Source organism: Methanohalophilus sp. DAL1, assembly GCF_001683555.1.
Classification (GTDB): Archaea; Halobacteriota; Methanosarcinia; order Methanosarcinales; family Methanosarcinaceae; genus Methanohalophilus; species Methanohalophilus euhalobius.
Genome location: NZ_MAFX01000013.1, coordinates 1 through 19,669, shown reverse-complemented (window position 1 = coordinate 19,669; position 19,669 = coordinate 1). Strand labels below are relative to the sequence as shown.

Sequence of the window (19,669 nt, the reverse complement as noted above, 5' to 3'; positions counted from 1 at the left end):
AATGTCCGACAGGGAAATCGTTGAAGCTGCACTTTTTGCAGCAGGTAGTGCAGTTGAGATACAAAAACTGCAGAAAATACTTAACAAAGATAAAAAACAGGTCACAAAAATTGTAGAAACCCTCATCCGGGACTATGAAAAAAGAGAATCCGGGCTGGAGGTCGTGGACCTGGGTGAAAGATATGTCATGCAGGTCAGGTCAAAGTATTCCGATATTATCCGTCCCTTTGCACCCCGGGAACTTAATTCTCCCATGCTACGCACCCTTTCCATGATAGCCTATCATCAGCCTGTAGTACAATCGGATATTGTAGATATGCGCGGCAACAAGGCATATGATCATATCCGGGAATTGCAAGATCGGGGATTTATCGAAAGTACCCCCCACGGCAGGACAAAACTGCTCTCCACCACCCCTCTTTTTGCAGATTATTTCGGTCTTGAGAAAAATAAACCCGAACTTATCCGCAACAAGATGATAGAACTTTCAAAACAGCAAAGTGGCAAAGAAGGACTTGACCGCTGGCTTGGACGCAGGTTTGTCGGATTTACTCCCATGTATGAATCGCTGGCACAGATGTGTGGAATCAAAGATTACCGCATGGTAGATGCTTATAATCCCACCGAGCAAGAACTTCAGACCCTTGATACGGTTTACAAAATGGTTATTTCCCGGGGATATAAGGAAGAGGTGGAAAAACATTATTCAGGAGAGATTATCGAAGCCGGATCCACTACATTTGATGATCTTGCAGAGGCCGTCAATATACTGAAAAGTGAGGGAGACCCGGCCAGGGTAAAGGAAACCCTGGAGCTGCTCGAGGAACTAAAGAATGAATACCGATCAAGAGCCATGACCATAAGTGCCAGGGTCACTCCGCAAACCGAGATGGTGGCACGCATTGTTAAAGATCTGCATATCGGTGTTTCAAAAGATGGAATACTGATTGCCCCGGATTATGAAACAAACACTTCTGGTGAGGAAATCGGAAGAAAAGCGGATATCCTTGTCCCAAGCCATCGTAACCTGGAAGGTGGCCTTATAGAGAGAGTCAAAAGCAAGTATGATGCTGTTATCAAGGGTCTGCGGAAGGCAGAAGAAGGTAAAGCTATTTAAATAGGTATTTAAATTAAGAAACAATAAGAATATATAAACTATCTGGAATTATTTGCTTCAATTTCCAAGGACCTGAGAATATGACAGATTATAACATTAAAATAGAAAATGTGGTAGCTTCCACCAAACTTGCCGAGGAATTCGACCTTACAAAGATCGAAGCTGAATTTGAAGGAGCAGAATATAACAAGCAGAAATTCCCCGGTCTCGTATATCGCGTATCAAACCCAAAGGCGGCATTTCTTGTTTTCACTTCCGGGAAAGTGGTCTGTACAGGTGCCAAAAATGTAGATGATGTACACACTGTAATTGCGGATATGGCCAAAAAACTCAACGGTATTGGCATAGATACCCTCGAAAAACCGGATATAACCGTACAGAACATTGTTGCATCCGCTGATCTCAAAGCTGTGCTCAATCTTAATGCAATTGCAATCGGACTCGGCCTTGAGAATATTGAATATGAACCTGAACAATTCCCCGGACTCGTTTACAGGATCGATGAGCCAAAAGTTGTCGTACTAATCTTCAGTTCCGGCAAACTGGTGGTTACCGGTGGCAAATCCCCGGAAAACTGCGAAGAAGGAGTAGAAGTAGTAAGACAACAGCTGGACAATATGGGCCTCCTTTAAAGGGAAAAGTGTGACTGAAGATTACAGGGAAGATGTTTGCATCCTCATACCCACATTGAATGAGGGTGCCACCATCGGCCAGCTTATTGAAGATTTTAATACCGAAGGTTTCGGGAATATTTTTGTTATTGATGGCAATAGCTCTGATGATACACAGGAAATTGCCAATAAAATGGGTGCAAGAGTTGTTGCCCAGACCGGTAAAGGAAAAGGTCAGGCTGTCCAGGATGCCCTTGCGATGATAGATGACCCTTATGTCATTATGATCGACGGGGATGGAACCTATCTTGCAAAAGATGTTCATTCAATGCTTGAACCACTGGAAGCAGGAAGGGCGGACCATGTTATTGGCAACCGGTTTGCAGATTTTGATCCGGGTGCTTTTACAAAACTGAATCTTATCGGTAACAAGATACTTAACAAATTTTTTAGTGTCATATACAGGAAAAATCTTGTAGACATCCTGTCTGGCTACAGGGGATTCACAAACCAGGCAATCCGGGAACTGGAACTTCATGAGACGGGTTTTGAGATCGAATCCGAGATTGCTGTTGACAGTATGAAAAAAGAACACCGCGTAGAAGTTGTTCCAATCACCTACAGGCCGCGTCCTGATGAAGGAGATACGAAACTCAACCCACTGAAGGATGGTTTTGGGATTGGCAGTACGATTTATAAAATGGCCAAATTTCACAATCCGATGTTCTATTTCGGGATAATGGGCGCCATACTTACTCTTAGTGGCATATTACTGGGAATCTATGTCGTAAGCGAATGGATGATAGGTATTACCCATATACCAATGACTACCCTGACAGCATTGCTCATTATTTCGGGAATCCAGATGTTCATATTCGGAATGCTGAGTGATCTCGTAGTATCCCTCCACAGGGAAACAATGCGTACCCTTCGCCGTCAGCAAAGATGAATTTGCCTGAGGGTACCCATAAACAAATTCACTTTACTTTTGGGAAATATTAGTTTGATATTTGCATGTGAGTTCCTTTTTTTACTACTTAATTCAAAACAATATCGATATGCTGCTAACCAATTGCACATCTGCAACCAAACCCGATCCCGCAGCAAACTCAAACCCACTTTACATCAATACAACTTGATTTTTTAATAATGTTTAAATAAAATATGTACCCATTTCCCATTATTAAAACGAGGTTAAAATATGTCAATCGTAACAGATGCCAAGAACGGAACTATTACCGAAGAGATGAAGAAGGTTGCAGAATTTGAGGGCGTGGAACCTGAATTCGTGCGCCGCGGAATTGCAGCCGGAAGAATCGTTATACCTGTTACCCCCTACAGGGACATCAGAGTGTGTGGTATTGGAGAAGGGCTTACCACAAAAGTGAACGCTTCCATCGGAGCATCTTCGGATATCGTCGATGAAGAACTGGAAGTTGAAAAAGCAAAGGCAGCACAGGCAGCCGGCGCAGACACCCTTATGGAACTGGGTACCGGCGGGGATTTCCTCGGAATCAGGAAAAAGGTCTGTGACGCAATCGATCTGTCCGTAGGTTCAGTACCACTCTACCAGGCCTTTATCTCAGCAGCCAAGAGGGACGGTTCCATCGTCCACATGACAGAAGACGACCTGTGGAACGCAACCGAGGAACAGGCAAAACTCGGTACAAACTTCATGGCAATCCACACCGGTATCAACAACATCGTACTGGACAGGCTTAAAGCCCATGGCCGCTATGGCGGACTTTGCTCCCGTGGCGGTGCCTTCATGAGTTCCTGGATGCTCCACAATGAAGCCGAAAATCCCCTTTACAAGGACTTCGATTATCTCTGTGAAATCCTCAAAGAACACGAAGTTACCCTTTCTACCGGTAACGGAATGCGTGCCGGCGCAGTTCATGATGCAACCGACCGTGCACAGATCCAGGAACTGATCATCAACTCCGAATGTGCCCAGAGGGCCCACGACGAATATGACCTCCAGGTTATTGTAGAAGGTCCCGGTCACGTACCACTGGACGAGATCGATATGAATGTGAAACTCATGAAATCCATGAGTGACCACAAGCCATTCTACATGCTCGGACCACTTGTCACAGATGTTGCCCCGGGACGTGACCACATCGTCACCGCAATCGGTGCATCCCAGTCCGCAGCAGCCGGCTGTGACTTCCTGTGCTATGTAACTCCTGCAGAACATCTTGCCCTGCCAAATAAGGAAGATGTTATCGAAGGTGTAAAGACATCCAAGATTGCAGCCCACGTTGGTGACATGGTCAAACTAAACAAACGTGATCAGGATCTGGCAATGGCAAGGGCACGCCGTGACCTTGACTGGGAAAAGATGTACAGTCTGGCACTTGATCCGGAACTTGCACGTGATGTCAGGAACAGCCGTGCACCGGAAGACACAGATGCATGCACCATGTGCGGAAACTTCTGTGCCTTAAAGATCGTAAACCAGAACTACGATCTTGCAAAGTAATACCTCCGGGTATTACTTTTATCTACTCTCCTTTCCATATTCTTTTTTTATCCCGGGCATTCTCTTATAATTAGTTCTCAAACCTTGCAGTGTCTATATTAATAGTATCTTTAAATATAAAAGAGGACACATTACGGTTACGGTATAACATTGCAGGGATTTTTATCATGTGGAGAGGGAGATACTTGCAGGCCGATGAAAGCGGTGTATCGGATGTTGTGGGGACAGGGGGTGAGATTGTCCGGATTCACAAACCTGACGGATTCCGATATCACATACAATAATAACAGCGAAATAACTATAAACTCATTATTCAAATTTCAAAACGACATTAAAACGGAGTTTCAAAATGAAAAAAGCCATTATCGAGACAGACAAGGGAGACATCGTGCTTGAATTATTCGAGAATGATGCACCCCGAACGGTTGCCAATTTTGAAAAACTTATCAAGCAGGGATTCTATAATGGCCTGAACTTTCACAGGGTTATTCCTGATTTTGTGATACAGGGAGGATGCCCCAAGGGCGATGGAACAGGTGGGCCGGGTTACACGATCAAATGCGAAATAAATCCCCGCAAGCATACAAAGGGCGCCCTGTCAATGGCCCATGCAGGCAAGGATACCGGGGGAAGTCAGTTCTTCATAACCCATTCCCCCCAATCCCACCTGGACGGTATGCACACGGTTTTTGGAAAAGTCATTGATGGAATGGACGTTGTATATAAAATCAAACCCGGCGATGTAATGAACCGCCTGCGTGTAGTGGAAGAGTGAAAACAATAGGTGGTAATAGTGGGGAATGGATTTTATATTCAGGATAGGCAAATCTGCCGGATTTTTCTTTTGCAAAATGAAAATATTGATCCTGCTGGCAATATTGATTCTGGTTCTCCTGTACATAATCAGGATTGCCTGGCTTCCTGAATTGGGCGGTATCTGAATAGATACTCCCTTCTTTATATGCCAGTATTACTAATATACCTGATATACAAAATATATCCAGGAGGTCGTACCTTAGCAGATCCGCAACCAATAAGAATAAGTGTCCTGTACAGCGGGGAATTCGGGAAAAAGGTGCTGGGCAATCTCATAAATTCCGATCAGTTCTGCACATCCTGCGGGGAAGCCTGCGATCACTGTCGACAGGGACGCAAATCCTATTCCGGGTTCCTTACAGAAATCCATGAACTGCCCGCAGATCTGCCTGAATTTGTGGAAGAGCCGGAAGAATACCTGCCTGCTGACCTGAAACCCTGTGATCTGTTCCTTGCAATGGATCTGCATCCGGATTTATTTGCCGGCCTGCCGACAGTTGCGAAAAAAGCACATGCAAAAGGCGTGATAGCACCTGTTGAAAATCCCAAACACGCCCCGGCAGGCCTTGTCCGCCAGGTTGCAGAAAAACTTCAGAAAGAGGGAATCGAATATGCTTTCCCCAAGCCTTTCTGCAGCCTTGAGAAAACAGGCCAACATGTAATTGACAGATTCGTGGAAATAGGGTTTGGGAAACCCAAAATCGAAATAATACTTGATAATGAGGAAATCACAACCGCACGGGTAATCAGGGATGCTCCCTGCGGATGCACATGGTTTGTTGCCCGTAAACTTGTCTATACCGAAGCTGCAGATTTCAAGGAAACGGTTTCCTCTGCCCATCATGCATATCCCTGTACTGCAAGTATGGATAATGATCCTGAAATCGGGGATACCATACTGCACAAAGCAGGCTATATTGTCCGGGAAAGTGTGGGCTCTGCACTGGATAATGCACAAAAGGAGAATACAAATGCCAGATAACAAGAAAATAGCAGTAGTTCGCTGTGCTATCGTTGCAGAAACCTGCCCCGGGATAGGATGTTTCAAGGCATTCAATGAAAAAACAGTCGCTTTCAGTGATTACGATGAAAATACGGATATGACCGCATTTTTCACATGCGGCGGATGCCCGGGGAGAAGGGTGTTCAGGCTTGCCCGGTCCCTGAAAAAACACGGAGTGGAAACAGTACATCTCAGTTCCTGTATGCAAATGGAAAATTATCCGGAATGTCCTCATGTGGACTCAATAAGGCAGACACTGGAAAATACAGGAATTGAAGTTGTGGAAGGTACACATCATTAACGGAAGGCTTGAAAATGATAAATCGGATGATAGTCAAAATAGACGAGGAAAAATGCAATGGTTGTGGCAAATGTGTCAGCCCCTGTGCCGAGGGTGCCATCCGGATAATAGATGGTAAAGCTAAAGTCGTATCTGAAGAACTGTGCGATGGCATGGGATTCTGTATCGGGGTCTGTCCACAGGATGCAATATCCATTGAAGAAAGGCAGACCATGGATTTCAATCCGCAGGCAGTTAAAGAAATGCAGGAGAATGAAGAAAAATATACCGAAGCCGGGTCAATACACTGCTTTAAGTGTGACAGGGATGAAAATGAGAGATACCTGATGCCCCTGAGACATGGAAAAGAAAGCATCTGGGTCTGTACCCGCTGTCTGCCTGCACTCATTCATGGTTAAGGGTGGAAACATGATCACGATCGAACTATCAAATCCGCCGGACAACCTCTGCGATTACACTTACAACTTTTGCTGGAATAGTGATTTCAATCCGGATTCTGTCATCCCCCACCAGCAAGGCACAGAGTACACATACAGGGAAATAGTCGATCATCTCAAAAAGACAGGTACTGTACAGATTATCGGTGATGTCGGAAAACGGCTTGCTCAGGGAATGGGCACCAGCATATCCCACCTTGGAGGCAGCGGGAAGACAGAAAATGCCGGCAACATCATAATAGACGGTGATGTTGGCGCTGAAGCAGGGATGGGAATGGTATCCGGCAACCTATACATAATGGGCGACATCGGAAAACCCATGGGAAATATAGTGGAAGTTGAATCCGATAGGGAAGGATATCGCAAATTCGTGTCAATCACGGAATTGGTCTGCGAGGAATTGCAGGAAAAACTGCTGCTAAACAAACTGGAAGGAAATAATCTCCTGCTCAATGATGGAATCCTGCGCAATACCCTGGCAGCCCGTTGCAATTGTGAGGCCAGCATTACAGTAGAAGGAGATGCAGGCAACGGAAACGGATTGCTGATGGAAAGAGGAATGTTGCTAATCAAAGGGGATAGCGGCATGAATACTGCAGCCCATCTCAATGGCGGAACAGTTTACGTAGAGGGTAAATGTGAAGCCTTTGCCGGTGCATATATGAAAAACGGAATACTGCTGGCAGATGATGCAGGCAGCCATGTCGGGGCGGACATGAAAGGCGGGACCATATATTCAAAGAAAAAGGCCAATATTGACCCACCTGCAAAAAAAGGGAAAATCGGCCACGAAGATATACGCACAATAAGGAAACTCACAGATGCCGGCAGATTTGAGGTTTTGCGTTACAATAAATACGAAGCCGGAGAAGAAGGCAAATATATAACGATCAAGATGCGTGACGGCTCCCTGGTCAGAAGGCCTGTGGATTAAGACTTTTCAGCAATCGACCTAAATAAGAAAGATGAATGATCCGGCCGGAAGCTCGTTTGCCAAACGGAGAAATGGCGCTGTTGCAAAAAGGGAGTGATATCATACCATTCAACTGCTGGCCGGACCAATCAAAGTAATCAGGTACTGCATACCCTCCGGCCTTTATCGGTAAGCTGGTATGTAGTACCATAGGAAATTCCACTATTACAGCATCCACAGGATTTACAGGTGCCACAGGAAAGAAGCTCGGGGTTTTCATTAATGTCTCCGATTTTCCTGACATGCCCCATTTTTTCCATTAATTCAAGCATGCCTTTCAGTTGCCGGGTGTTCATATTCATTTCCGCAGACAGGGCATTGAAGGAGATGCTGCCCCTTCTATCCATTTCTGCCATTTTTTTCAATACATACTTGTATCCCAGAACCATCTTAAAATCCTCCCTGATTTACCGGTTTAAACCTGTTTTTCCAGACAGCATATACAACCCCGGATAAAATGCCCAGATACAATGCTGGTTTGAAACTGTCAACAAATGTCCATTTTTCGTAACCTTCCATGGCAAGTATATAGGCATTGATAAGATCTGCTACCATACTCAGGAAATACAGGGTGCCGAACACCAGGCAGAGCAATATTCCCACATAGGCATAGGCGGATCCTTCAAAGGAGTCCTTTGAAAACTCAAAGGTTGCGACGAAAAATACCGCACCGATTACCACAAGCACAAGACCCCCGGCCAGCTCAGCAGGTAACAGACTGGAGGATACAAGGGAAGCGGGCAGAAGACCCACTCCCTTGGCGACCTGAACCAGGCCTGCGGCCATATACAGTATTCCCCACAGCAGGGAAATATACTTCAAACCATTATGATTTTTTTCCATTAAACTCACCTCATTAAAGAACTATATTTCCAACACCTATTGTCACCAGTGCCAGTATCCAGGCCACTGCTGTTGAATATGCCGCCTGGAAAAACATCCATTTCCATGAACCCGTTTCTTTCTTGATAACTGCAACAGCTCCTATGCAGGGCACATAGAGCAGAGTGAACACCATTAGCCCCAGGGCTATTGCAGGAGTGAAACCCGGGTCTGCCACCAAGGCAGAGGACAGAGCCTCACCTTCCCCTGTACCATACAGGGTCCCCAGGGAACCCACTACAATTTCCTTGGCCACAAATCCGAAGACCAGTGCAACGGCTATTTTCCAGTCAAATCCAAGAGGGGCTACAAGGGGTTCGATCAATTTACCCAGTGAGCCTATCAGACTATCAGCACTACCATAGTCTGCCCCCTGCGGGAAGTAGGCCAACAGCCAGATGAGCACGACCCCACCGACAATTATTGTCCCGACCTTCCTGAGGTAGAGGTAGCCCTGATTCCACATGTGTTGCAGGGAATCCTTCAGTGAAGGCCTGGTATAAGGAGGGAGTTCCATGATGAAAGGAGACGGCTGGCCTTTAGCGATGAATGTCCGGAAGAGTTTGGCCGAAACAATAGCCACAAGTATCCCCAGTACATACAGACCGAAAATTACCGAACCTGCCTGCCTGCTGAAAAATGTTCCCGCAAGCAGAATATACACCGGCAACCTGGCTCCACAGGACATGAAGGGCGTAACCAGCATCGTGATGAGCCTGTCCTTTTCATCCTCCAAAGTACGGGTTGCCATTATAGCAGGAACGGAGCACCCAAAGCCTGTGAGCATGGGAATGAATGACTTGCCCTGCAATCCCATTGTATACATCAGTCTGTCCATTATGAAGGCAGCTCTTGCCATATAGCCGCTGCTTTCAAGCAGGGCGATGACGAAGAACAGGATGAAAATATTGGGCACAAAGAGCAGGACAGATCCCACACCGGCAACAATACCATCACCCAGAAGGGAAGCAAGCCAAACAGTTTCAATGTTTGAGGTAACCGCTGCCGCCAGCCACCCGAAGAACATGTCGATCAGTTCCATAAAAGGAGTGGCAAAAGCAAAGGTCAGTTCGAACATACCCCACATCAGGGTGAGGAAGATAGGAATACCCAGATACTTGTTGGTGATGACTTTGTCCACCATATCCGAGGGAGATACATCTTCAGCACAGGTTGTGCAGACCTGGGGCAGCAGGGTACCTATAAACTCATACCTTTTATCTGCCATTTCAACTTCGTATTCTTCATGGTCAAGATCCGAAAGGAAATTCTGCACTTTTCCTTCAATGCTGCTTGAAGATAATTTGGAAAGGGCATTCTCATCCCCTTCAAGCAATTTCACAGCCATCCAGCGAGAGGGATAATTTTTTGATAATTCCCGATCACTGCCCAGAATTTCCTCCAGTGCACAGATATTTTCTTCCACTCTGCCACCATAGCCGATTTCATGAGGAAGGGGAGGGTTACTTTCTGTTTTGTTCACAATAGAATCCAGAAGCGCATTGATACCTCTTCCTTCGTTTGCCGCGGTTTTAATTGCAGAAACACCTAACAGGCTTTCAAGTCTGCGGATATCAATATCGTCCCCCCGTGTTTCGGCACGATCTGACATGTTCAAGGCAAGAACCAAATTGGTACCCATTTCAAGCAGCTGGGATGTCAGGTACAGGTTTCTTTCAAGATTTGTGGAGTCCAGGACCTGTACAACAACATCGGGTTTCTCTTCAAGGATGTAATCCCTGGCAACCACTTCATCGGCCGAATAGGCCGTTAAACTGTAAGTACCCGGCAGATCTACAATTTCCAGGATATGGTCTTTGTGTTTCTTTGTGCCCTCCTTCTTTTCTACAGTCACACCGGGCCAGTTACCTACCTTCTGACGTGCTCCGGTAAGAGCATTGAAGATTGTGGTTTTACCCACATTGGGATTGCCTGCCACTGCAACTTTTATCTTTTCAGCCAAACTGTGGCACCTCCCCGTAAACTGGCTCAACTATTATTTTATTGGCCATTCCCCTGCCCAGGGCATAACGTGTACCGTTTACCGATACCAGAAAAGACCCCCTGTTACATCCCAGGGGCTGAATAATGGATTCAGGGGTCAAACCCATCTCCATGAGTCTTCTTTTTAGCCCTTTTCCGGCCCACACATCGCAAATCCGGCATGTCTGCCCGGTTGGATACATTGCAAGAGGGATCCTTGATGTCATTTTACTCCTCCAGTAACCTCTACGACAATCATCTGTGCCTCCTGTTTGCGCAGGGAAAGGTTGTAGCCTTTCAACTTGAAATCCACCGGGTCACCCATCGGGGCCTTCTTGGTCACACTAAGGCCAACACCCGGCACCATTCCCATTTCAAGCAGGCGCCGCCTGGAAGGACCTTTGCCTTTTACCTGGATTACACGGGCATTTTGACCCGCATCCAATAAATCCAATGTTTTATTGCTCATTTCACAACATCCTAATGTTGGGGTATCCTAACTTATAGTCCTGCATATTTTCTATATGATTTAAAAGTTTCGTATTGCCTAAAATAGAGAGTCCAGAATTGTTATAAAATAAAAGCAACCAGTAGAAGTAGGTGAAAAACATGGATTGTCTATTTTGCAAAATAATAGCCGGAGAAGTTCCCTCCCACAAAGTGTATGAAGATGAGCATGCCTATGCGTTCCTCGACATCTATCCCACATCCAGAGGACATACAGTCGTCCTGCCAAAGGAACACATAACCAGTTTCCTGGAAATGAGTGAGGAAAAGACAGCCGAATTATTCGCTTCTGTCAACAGGATCGCTAAAAAAGTCATTGCAGTTACTGAGGCGCCGGGGGTTAATATCGGGATTAACAATGGCCTGGTTGCCGGGCAAACTGTACCCCATGTCCATGTGCATATAATTCCTCGTTATGAAAATGACGGCGGAGGATCAATGCATACCATTGTGGATTCCAATCCTGACAGGGAGGAACTCGAACAACTCGCTTCAGTCATTCACTCAAAATTCTGAATTGACTTTAGGAATTTCCAGACTGAATATTGAGCCACCTGCAGGATTATCATGCACGTTCACCGAACCCTTATGCAACAGGATGATGTGCCACACAATTGCAAGGCCTATGCCACTGCCACTGGTGCTGCCTTTATGAGCCCTGCTGAAGCGTTTGAAGATATGAACTTTATCTTCATCAGCAATACCCGGGCCGCTATCTGCTATATTTATCCTCCAGTATGCATCCACATCTTCTGCATATATCCTGACAGAACTGCCCTCCGGAGAATATTTGGCAGCGTTTGATAATATATTGACAAATGCCTGTTTCAGAATATTGTTCGCATGGACCGGATAGGCTCCCTCAAGTTCATTGATGATCTGTATATTTCTTTCATGATACAGGAATGCCGATTCATTCAGGGCCTCTTTCAGGATTAATGATAAATCCATCTCCTGAAATGTGATTGCTGTAACGGATTCCAAACGTGCAAGTTCTGATATATCTTTGATCATCTTTATTTGGGCATCGTTCCCTTTGCGGATCTTGTCTAAATATCTGGTTGTATCGGGATCAGGGTTGGTCTTTGATAAGAGATCAGAATAACCCTTTACAACATTTGCCAGATTCAAAAGATCATGACGCATGACATCCAGCAGGGTTTCCTTGAAGGATATTTCATATCTCAATTGTTCGTTTGTTTGTTCCCATTCCCTCAAATGATAATAAAAACCAGAGGCAATAATGAGAAGTCCGGATGCGGTGAGAAATGCTTCAAAATAAACGCTGAGAAAATCCGGTTCATGGGTAAACTCATCCAAAAAATCAACAAACAGACCATAAACAAACAGAAACCAGCCTGCAACCAACCTTGCGTCATCCAATTTATAGATAATCAAAAGAGAAAGTAAAGCACAAAACAGGTACAATCCTTCAACAGCTACATCTCCGGTATCAAATGAGGATTTCAGAGGGAAAATAGACAACCATAGTAGCAGAGTCAAAAGAAAAAGGAAGATACATATTTTATAGAATTTGTTTTCCGTATGCATGCCAACTCAAATCCAATCAAATATAGTACACAAGTATAAGTAATATTGTGCATGAACTTCATAGAATGATTATTAAGAGACGAAAACGCAATAAATGTTACCGACAATGGATACCATGATGATAGTTCCAGTTTCTCTGCACAGGGAAGAAAAAGGAAACGTACTACCCCTGATGGCAATATTGTTTCTCCTTATCGGATTTGTACTCGGGATTAGTTTAACAACAATACTTTACGGAGAGGAAACACCGGCTACGGATATTCCTGAGAGCAATGTTTCAAACATAATAATCAACGGCAGTTCCGGTGAAATATATGAGAATCTCTATAATCTGGTCTTTGATTCGGTTGTCTCCGTAAGGGCAGAAGGAGAAATTAACGGAAACCAATTCATAAGTGGCGGATCGGGATTTCTTTATGATGCAGAAGGGTATATCGTAACGAACCAGCATGTCGTGGAAAGTGCTGATTCCGTAGAAGTATATTTCAGCAACGGAGTGGTAATGGATGCTGAAATCACGGGCACTGATGTATATTCTGATATTGCGGTATTAAAAGTCGATGAAGTCCCCTGTGATGAAACCTGCCAGCCCTATCCTCTGCCAATGGCCAACTCATCCAGGATAAATCCTGCTCAGATGGTGATGGCAATAGGTACGCCTTTCGGACTTGAGGGAAGTGTAACACATGGAATTGTCAGTGCCACGGGCAGGACAATGTCCACAACAAACGGATTTTCCATCCCAAATGTTATACAGACCGATGCACCGTTAAATCCAGGCAATTCAGGAGGGCCGCTTATTGATCTCTCAGGGAAAGTGATCGGAGTCAACCGTGCCCGTAGCGGAGATAATCTGGGTTTTGCTATACCTTCCAATAAAGCCCGGATGGTTGCCGATGCCATAATAGAAAAAGGAGAATATGATCATTCCTGGATTGGTATACAGATGCTACCTGTAAGTCCCCGGGCAGCAGATTTCATGGACCTTAATGAGGAGGCGGCCAGAGGAGTAATGGTCGTGGTTGTAGTGGAAGGCGGACCTGCCGAGGAGGCGGGGCTGAAAAGTGCAGAAGAAGTAAAGATCAATGACGAAATAATCTTCATCAACGGGGATATCATTGTAGGAGTAGACGGGGTTGAAGTCTACAACAGTGACCAGATCATAGCATATATAAGTGAGAAACAGCCGGGTGATGAGATTGAACTTGAGTATTACAGAGATGGGGAAAAAATGACAACACAACTGGAACTTGGCTCACGCCCGGAATGAATTGTCCAAATATACTTGATGAGACGGGAGAATAAGAGAGTTTATGGACACGCATTTTCATACACGGGAAATACGTATCCACAAAAAGGAAACATGTGGCCACTCAGCCATTGATCTTTTTCATAAGCCAGGCCATATTCTGGCCAAGGTTTTGCATTGTCTGCATTCCTTCTGTATCAGACTCTACATCCCCCGGGGCAAGCCCCATTCCTATATTCCAGTAGCTTGAACCCGGTACGACCATCTGGGAGAGCAAGAAAAAGTGGTTGATGGAATCAAATGCGTGAAGGGCACCTGCTCTCCTGACAGCCACAACCGCTGCTGCGACCTTATGTTTGAAAAGTTCATCGTTTGCTTTGCCTACAAAACCCGCCCTGTCAATCAGGGCTTTTGTTTCCGTAGTCAGATCGGCAAAGTATGTAGGGCTTGCAATAATTATCCCGTCGGCCTCAATCATCTTTTCTATACATTCATTGATCAGGTCACTGGATATGACACATCGGCGGTCCTTGTTCTCAAAACACTTCATGCAGGCAGTACATCCCATGACAGGGATGCCTCCCAGCTGAATCATTTCGGTCTCAATTCCCTGCCTTTCGAGTTCTGAAAATACTTTTTTGACGAGCTTTGCGGTGTTCCCGTCTTCCCTGGGACTCCCATTGAATGCTACTACCTTCATCTGATTGTCGCAGGAGACCTCTTCCTCAGCATCCGAAGGCTGCAGGGAGGGGATTGAATGCGATTTTGTTATATCGTTACTTTTTGTGTTATTGTTGTTGTACGTGCTGACACCCTCTTACATTCTTTTTTAACATTTACGCTACTGTGTATGATATTTCCGAAAATATCCATTATTGAAAAGTATCCAGATGTTCGTTTTCCTTTCACGAATCCGATACCTTTGATTGTTTCAATCAGATCAAACTTCCGAATTCCATGAAGTTTACCCGTAGGTATTGTCTTTTCGGAACGTTTACCTTTACGTTGTTGGTAATCGCCTTTACTTACATGTTTTTTGAAGTATACAATATTGTCTTTATGTATACTCTGTGTCTTATCATTACAACATATAGCGACTGCATCGTTATAATGTGTTTTTGGAAGATTGAGTACCTGTTCTCGTTTATACTTCGTTTCGTAACCAAAAGTTTTTTTGAAATTCCAATTACTTTTGATTAACTGGGATTTCACTATACCAACTTCGGTAGCATGTTTCGTAACTTTCTGTTGTTTGGTTATGCTGAACTTACCATCATGAAGATCTTCGTGACATGTCTTGCATAACGTAATGAGGTTTTCAGGTGTATCTGATCCACCGTTACTTCTAAACTTGATGTGATGACATTGTAACTGGTTATCTTTATTCTTGCCTTTACAATGTTGACATGTATAGTTATCCCGATTCAGAACATAAGATTTCACGTTATAGAATCCTTTCAGATTTCCGTTCTGGTATTCAGTACCAGTTACGTTGGGATTGATTATTTTATGGATATCAAACGATGCCGTTTCCACAATCCATTTTGATACGGGTAATATAGATTCAATGAATCTATGTTCTCTTAAATGTGATTCAATCTTGCTACGTATTGAAGGTGGAAGTCTGTTAAATTTTCTTGAATTCCTGCGGTTATTGAATCGTGCAGGTCTGTATCTTGTCTTACGTGCTCTTCGAGTACGTCTGTACATGGCACGTTGTTGCATCTTTTTGGATACATCGTTACGAACCGTTATTTCAGATTGGTATACCACTTTGTTATTTGTCATAACCGCACAACCAATCCGATTTGAACCCGTATCCATTCCTGCAAGACATGGTTGCGTATAATCAGATGTACTGTAAAGTAGTTTAATGGTAAATGGATTTCTCCGTACTACTTTAGCCTTACCTGATTTCAGCAATATCCTTGCTTTTGCTGGATTCGTGGGCATTAATGGTTGTTTGTTTCGGTTCAATACAAATACATACATTGTAATTACTCCCTTGGTAGGGGTTATGCGTGAGTTAAGAATACTGGGTCTTATCCTCAACTTTCGTCTTCCTTTCGATCGGATATCCAGAGGTTTGTTTGATGTAAGCACCGATCCATCCCCTTGGATCTGTTTAGCCGACATCCTTAGAGCTTGTGACTAAGGCGACATCTCAAGGTAACTATTGTTGTATTCTCTGGTATCGTTTACTGAGTTTTTTCTATCACCCGTTTTCTCAGTGATCTGGTCAACCAATAACTTGCGAATTACCACAAGCCACTTCCTCAAATTAACGTATCGAAGACACGTTAATTAGGGAGGGGGTAGCTGACTTTAGTACCTTCCATTTGTCGTTAGACAACATATATCCAATAATTGTATTATCCACTCCCCTATATAACAATTATACTACTTTCCGCTCAAATCATTCAGATAATTACTGGAGAAGGAACTTTACGGTTAATTTTTCCATTCCACAGAGAAACAGATTCATATATATGAAGGATTGATCATGTGTTCATGGATAATTCAGCCTGCAAACGCATGGATAAAAACCAGATTGAAAAACTCACAATTCCCCCTCCTGAAACAATTACGCGCATGTCTGCCATATTTCAGGCACTGCAATCATCAGCACGCCTGAATATCCTGTTCTTACTCAAAAAAAAGGATATGTGCGTATGTGAACTCAGTGAAGCACTTGGAGCCTCACAGTCTGCAATATCCCACAATCTGCGGATACTACGCCAGCTAGACCTTGTGAGGGTCAGGAAGGAGGGGCGGTTTGCGGTCTACTACATTGCAGATGAACATGTCAGGCTGCTGATCGAAACATGCAGACAGCATATTATTGAGGAATACCGATGAGCATTGCACAAAGCTTCATGGAAATTCTGGTCGGAATTATACAGGAGACCTGGTACCTTTTCGAAGAGGCTGCACCCTACCTTTTCCTCGGTTTCGGGGTTGCGGGGCTGCTGGAACTTGTGGTTTCCAATGAGAAGGTCATTGGACATCTCGGCAATGGGGCCGGGAAATTTAAATCTGTGCTTAAGGCCTCGATTGCCGGTATTCCCCTGCCCCTGTGTTCCTGTGGTGTGATACCAGCGGCAATGTCCCTGAAAAAAAGAGGAGCAAACAATGGTGCCACCCTGTCTTTTTTGATATCGACACCCCAGACAGGAGCTGACTCAATCGCAATCACCTATGCCCTGCTTGATCCCGTTATGACAGTATTCAGACCTGTTGCTACCTTCATAACCGCGGTGGGAGCAGGAATTACAAGCAATATTATGGAAAAGGACGTGACAAATACACTCTCAAACCCCACTATGCTTTCAAAGAAGGAAGAGGCAACAAATCCGGGTTGTGATTGCGATGGAGATGATTGCGGCCAAGCAGGCCTGAAAGAGCGAGCCATTGATGCCATAAAATATGCTTACGTGGAACTGCTGGGAGATATTGCAAAGTGGCTTGTTGTGGGGCTGCTGATAGCAGGAGTGATTTCCTATATTGTCCCGGCGGAAATTGTGGGAGGCTACCTTGGAGGCGGGATAGGTTCGATGATCCTGATGCTTTTTGTAGGGATTCCCCTCTACATCTGCGCCACCGCTTCCACGCCTCTGGCAGCCGCCCTTATCGCCAAAGGGATGAGCCCGGGTACCGCATTTGTGTTCCTGCTTGCAGGACCGGCCACCAATGCTGCAACCATTACAATGGTTACGAAGTTTATGGGCAAAAAGGCTGTTACCATTTATCTTGCAATGATAGCCCTCTTTGCGCTGGTATTTGGGATGTTGCTCGACCTCATATACATTAGAATGGGAATTGAGGCAACGACCATTGCGGGAAGTGCAAGTGACCTGCTGCCTGCAGAAGTGAAAACATTCTTTGCGTTGCTCCTGGCAATAATGATCACCTATTCCCTGATACAGAGAAGGGAAACTGATGAATGCCAGGATTGCTTCTGAAACGGCGAGGTAATTATAAAGCATCTTAACCCAATCTTAAAATGGGGGTTTGTATGGATAAAGAGGATAAAGCAATCGAATCCAAATTGTCCGCCAATGGAAAAACGTTGCTGGAAAAGCGCTACCTTTTAAGGAATGCAAAGGGGAAAGTCGCAGAAAAGCCCGACGAGTTGTTCAGCAGAGTTGCAAAGGCTATTGCCGGAGTCGACAGCAGCTACGGATACAGTGTGGAAAAAACTGAAGATAATTTTTATCAGGTAATGGCAGATCTGGAGTTTCTTCCCAATTCCCCCACCCTCATGAACGCAGGCACCGAACTGGGGCAATTGAGTGCGTGTTTTGTGCTGCCTGTGGAAGATTCCCTGAAAAGTATCTTCAAATCCCTGCAGGACATGAGCCTCATTCACCAATCCGGCGGTGGCACAGGATTCTCCTTTTCAGACCTGCGACCGGAGGGAGATCCTGTGCGCTCCACAGAAGGCGTGGCTTCCGGACCCCTTTCCTTTATGACGATCTTTGATAAGGCAACGGATGTGATCAAGCAGGGCGGCAGGCGCAGGGGAGCCAATATGGGAGTACTGAGAGTTGACCATCCGGATATTTGCAAGTTCATCGGGGCCAAGGAAAAGGAGGATATGCTGCGCAATTTCAATCTCTCGGTGGGTGTGACGGATGAATTTATGGAGGCTGTCAGCCAGGACAGGGATTATGCCCTTGTAAATCCCCGAACCGGTAAAGTTGAGAAGAGATTAAAGGCACGGGATGTGTTTGACCGGATAATGACGTGTGCCTGCCAGACCGGAGATCCCGGCCTGCTTTTCCTGGATGAGATCAACCGCAAACATCCCCTGAGTGCAATCGGCACAATCGAGAGTACAAATCCCTGCGGAGAGGTTCCTCTTTTGCCCTATGAATCCTGCAACCTCGGCTCGATCAACCTGGCGCGGATGGTTAAGGAAGGGGCAATCGACTGGCAGAAATTGCAGAAAACTGTCCATACAGGAGTACATTTCCTGGATAATGTGATCGATGCCAACAAATATCCTCTCCCGCAAATCGAGCAGAGGACAAAACAAAACCGCAAGATCGGCCTGGGTGTTATGGGATTTGCCGCCATGCTGGCACGCCTGGGCATTCCCTATGATTGCGAGGAAGGAATCACAACAGCGGAAGAAGTGATGAAGTTCATCCGGCAAGAAGCCGTGCAAAAATCTGTGGAACTCGGTGAGCAGCGGGGCAGTTTCCCGAATTTGCCCAGGAGTACTCTTGCAAGGGATTATCCTGCAATGCGCAATGCAACGGTGAATACCGTGGCCCCCACAGGCAGCCTGAGCATAATTGCAAATACCACTTCAGGAATTGAACCGATGTTTGCCCTCACCTACAGGCGCAATGTGATGGGAACCCGGCTGACAGAGATCGATCCTGTTTTTGAGGAGATGGCAAGGAAACATGGGTTCTACAGCACACAGCTGATGGAGGAAGTTGCCGAAACCGGATCCCTGCAGAACAGTCCGAATATACCGGAAAATACCAGACGGGTCTTTGCCACCGCCCTGGAGATCCAACCTCAATGGCATGTGAGGATGCAGGCGGCTTTCCAGAAGCATGTGGATAATGCTGTTGCCAAGACCGTGAACCTGCCTCATGAGGCTACGGAGGAGGCTTTCCGGGAGATCTACATGCTGGCCTACCGGTTGAAGTGTAAGGGAATTGCTGCTTACCGTTATGGAAGCAAGGCTGAACAGGTGCTGGAGATCGGGAATGTCGGTGACAAAAGGGATGATAGCAC

Annotated in this window: 23 protein-coding genes; 15 read left to right on the top strand and 8 right to left on the bottom strand. The window is 45.3% G+C overall.

Translation table 11 applies throughout. The annotated features are described in order from the left end of the window. Position 1 precedes the first annotated feature (1 nt). From scpB to A9957_RS03805, 10 genes are all read left to right on the top strand, one after another. Complete coding sequence (gene scpB / locus A9957_RS03850; protein WP_105460277.1) at positions 2 to 1,117, top strand: SMC-Scp complex subunit ScpB; 1,116 nt, start codon at positions 2 to 4, stop codon at positions 1,115 to 1,117. A gap of 80 nt (positions 1,118 to 1,197) precedes the next feature. Beyond that, positions 1,198 to 1,749: a TATA-box-binding protein gene (locus A9957_RS03845; RefSeq protein ID WP_013038250.1), complete on the top strand. Its 552-nt coding sequence runs from the start codon at positions 1,198 to 1,200 to the stop codon at positions 1,747 to 1,749. A gap of 10 nt (positions 1,750 to 1,759) precedes the next feature. Beyond that, on the top strand, positions 1,760 to 2,677 hold the full coding sequence (aglJ, locus tag A9957_RS03840) for an S-layer glycoprotein N-glycosyltransferase AglJ (protein ID WP_096712032.1): 918 nt from the start codon (positions 1,760 to 1,762) through the stop codon (positions 2,675 to 2,677). A 252-nt stretch (positions 2,678 to 2,929) separates the two neighbouring features. Further along, positions 2,930 to 4,213, top strand: coding sequence for a phosphomethylpyrimidine synthase ThiC (thiC, locus tag A9957_RS03835; protein ID WP_105460279.1), 1,284 nt, complete (start codon positions 2,930 to 2,932; stop codon positions 4,211 to 4,213). A 349-nt stretch (positions 4,214 to 4,562) separates the two neighbouring features. Further along, positions 4,563 to 4,988: a peptidylprolyl isomerase gene (locus A9957_RS03830; RefSeq protein ID WP_096712030.1), complete on the top strand. Its 426-nt coding sequence runs from the start codon at positions 4,563 to 4,565 to the stop codon at positions 4,986 to 4,988. A 25-nt stretch (positions 4,989 to 5,013) separates the two neighbouring features. Continuing rightward, complete coding sequence (locus A9957_RS03825; protein WP_164909002.1) at positions 5,014 to 5,154, top strand: hypothetical protein; 141 nt, start codon at positions 5,014 to 5,016, stop codon at positions 5,152 to 5,154. A 20-nt stretch (positions 5,155 to 5,174) separates the two neighbouring features. Then, the gene (locus tag A9957_RS03820) at positions 5,175 to 6,011 is read left to right on the top strand and encodes a DUF166 domain-containing protein (protein WP_394328814.1); all 837 of its coding nucleotides are present in this window, start codon (positions 5,175 to 5,177) and stop codon (positions 6,009 to 6,011) included. Further along, positions 6,001 to 6,333, top strand: coding sequence for a CGGC domain-containing protein (locus A9957_RS03815; RefSeq protein ID WP_096712029.1), 333 nt, complete (start codon positions 6,001 to 6,003; stop codon positions 6,331 to 6,333). The genes A9957_RS03820 and A9957_RS03815 overlap by 11 nt, the downstream gene beginning before the upstream one ends. A 14-nt stretch (positions 6,334 to 6,347) precedes the next feature. Continuing rightward, a complete protein-coding gene (locus tag A9957_RS03810; protein WP_096712028.1) occupies positions 6,348 to 6,731 on the top strand; it encodes an ATP-binding protein in 384 nt (127 codons plus the stop codon). Between the two features lie 10 nt (positions 6,732 to 6,741). After that, entirely contained in the window at positions 6,742 to 7,704 is a 963-nt protein-coding gene (locus tag A9957_RS03805) for a formylmethanofuran dehydrogenase (protein WP_096712144.1), read from the top strand. Positions 7,705 to 7,841: 137 nt separating this feature from the next. Here the strand turns inward: A9957_RS03805 and A9957_RS03800 are convergent, their stop codons facing one another. From A9957_RS03800 to A9957_RS03780, 5 genes are read right to left on the bottom strand one after another with little or no spacing between them, the layout of a single operon-like run. Continuing rightward, positions 7,842 to 8,132 carry a FeoC-like transcriptional regulator gene (locus tag A9957_RS03800; RefSeq protein WP_105460281.1) on the bottom strand — a complete coding sequence of 97 codons (291 nt, stop codon included), beginning with the start codon at positions 8,130 to 8,132 and terminating at the stop codon, positions 7,842 to 7,844. Between the two features lies 1 nt (position 8,133). Beyond that, positions 8,134 to 8,586: a hypothetical protein gene (locus A9957_RS03795; protein WP_096712026.1), complete on the bottom strand. Its 453-nt coding sequence runs from the start codon at positions 8,584 to 8,586 to the stop codon at positions 8,134 to 8,136. A 13-nt stretch (positions 8,587 to 8,599) separates the two neighbouring features. Continuing rightward, positions 8,600 to 10,588, bottom strand: coding sequence for a ferrous iron transport protein B (gene feoB / locus A9957_RS03790; RefSeq protein ID WP_096712025.1), 1,989 nt, complete (start codon positions 10,586 to 10,588; stop codon positions 8,600 to 8,602). Next, positions 10,581 to 10,835 carry a FeoA family protein gene (locus A9957_RS03785; protein WP_292343250.1) on the bottom strand — a complete coding sequence of 85 codons (255 nt, stop codon included), beginning with the start codon at positions 10,833 to 10,835 and terminating at the stop codon, positions 10,581 to 10,583. Before A9957_RS03785 ends, feoB begins: the two co-directional genes overlap by 8 nt. Next, on the bottom strand, positions 10,832 to 11,077 hold the full coding sequence (locus A9957_RS03780; RefSeq protein ID WP_105460284.1) for a ferrous iron transport protein A: 246 nt from the start codon (positions 11,075 to 11,077) through the stop codon (positions 10,832 to 10,834). Before A9957_RS03780 ends, A9957_RS03785 begins: the two co-directional genes overlap by 4 nt. A gap of 140 nt (positions 11,078 to 11,217) precedes the next feature. On the opposite strand from A9957_RS03780, the gene A9957_RS03775 reads away from it, so the two are divergent. Beyond that, complete coding sequence (locus A9957_RS03775) at positions 11,218 to 11,631, top strand: HIT family protein (protein WP_096712022.1); 414 nt, start codon at positions 11,218 to 11,220, stop codon at positions 11,629 to 11,631. On the opposite strand, the gene A9957_RS03770 is transcribed toward A9957_RS03775, so the two are convergent. After that, positions 11,620 to 12,618 carry a sensor histidine kinase KdpD gene (locus A9957_RS03770; protein ID WP_292343249.1) on the bottom strand — a complete coding sequence of 333 codons (999 nt, stop codon included), beginning with the start codon at positions 12,616 to 12,618 and terminating at the stop codon, positions 11,620 to 11,622. The two genes, A9957_RS03775 and A9957_RS03770, sit on opposite strands and share 12 nt — an antisense overlap. Positions 12,619 to 12,760: 142 nt before the next feature. Between A9957_RS03770 and A9957_RS03765 the strand changes: the two genes are divergently transcribed. Continuing rightward, positions 12,761 to 13,936, top strand: coding sequence for a S1C family serine protease (locus A9957_RS03765; protein WP_292343248.1), 1,176 nt, complete (start codon positions 12,761 to 12,763; stop codon positions 13,934 to 13,936). Positions 13,937 to 14,039: 103 nt separating this feature from the next. Here the strand turns inward: A9957_RS03765 and A9957_RS03760 are convergent, their stop codons facing one another. Together A9957_RS03760 and iscB are read right to left on the bottom strand one after the other, a co-directional pair. Continuing rightward, entirely contained in the window at positions 14,040 to 14,615 is a 576-nt protein-coding gene (locus A9957_RS03760; protein ID WP_292343247.1) for a flavodoxin family protein, read from the bottom strand. Positions 14,616 to 14,683: 68 nt separating this feature from the next. Further along, positions 14,684 to 15,907, bottom strand: a complete 1,224-nt coding sequence (gene iscB, locus A9957_RS03755; protein ID WP_292343257.1) for an RNA-guided endonuclease IscB — start codon at positions 15,905 to 15,907, stop codon at positions 14,684 to 14,686. Positions 15,908 to 16,426: 519 nt separating this feature from the next. Here iscB and A9957_RS03750 point away from each other — a divergent pair. The 3 genes from A9957_RS03750 to A9957_RS03740 all read left to right on the top strand — a co-directional run. After that, positions 16,427 to 16,774: a metalloregulator ArsR/SmtB family transcription factor gene (locus A9957_RS03750; protein ID WP_096712019.1), complete on the top strand. Its 348-nt coding sequence runs from the start codon at positions 16,427 to 16,429 to the stop codon at positions 16,772 to 16,774. Next, entirely contained in the window at positions 16,771 to 17,877 is a 1,107-nt protein-coding gene (locus A9957_RS03745; RefSeq protein ID WP_292343246.1) for an SO_0444 family Cu/Zn efflux transporter, read from the top strand. The genes A9957_RS03750 and A9957_RS03745 overlap by 4 nt, the downstream gene beginning before the upstream one ends. 53 nt (positions 17,878 to 17,930) lie before the next feature. After that, positions 17,931 to 19,669, top strand: a 1,739-nt coding sequence (locus A9957_RS03740; RefSeq protein ID WP_292343245.1) for an adenosylcobalamin-dependent ribonucleoside-diphosphate reductase, incomplete at its 3' end; no start/stop codon positions are given.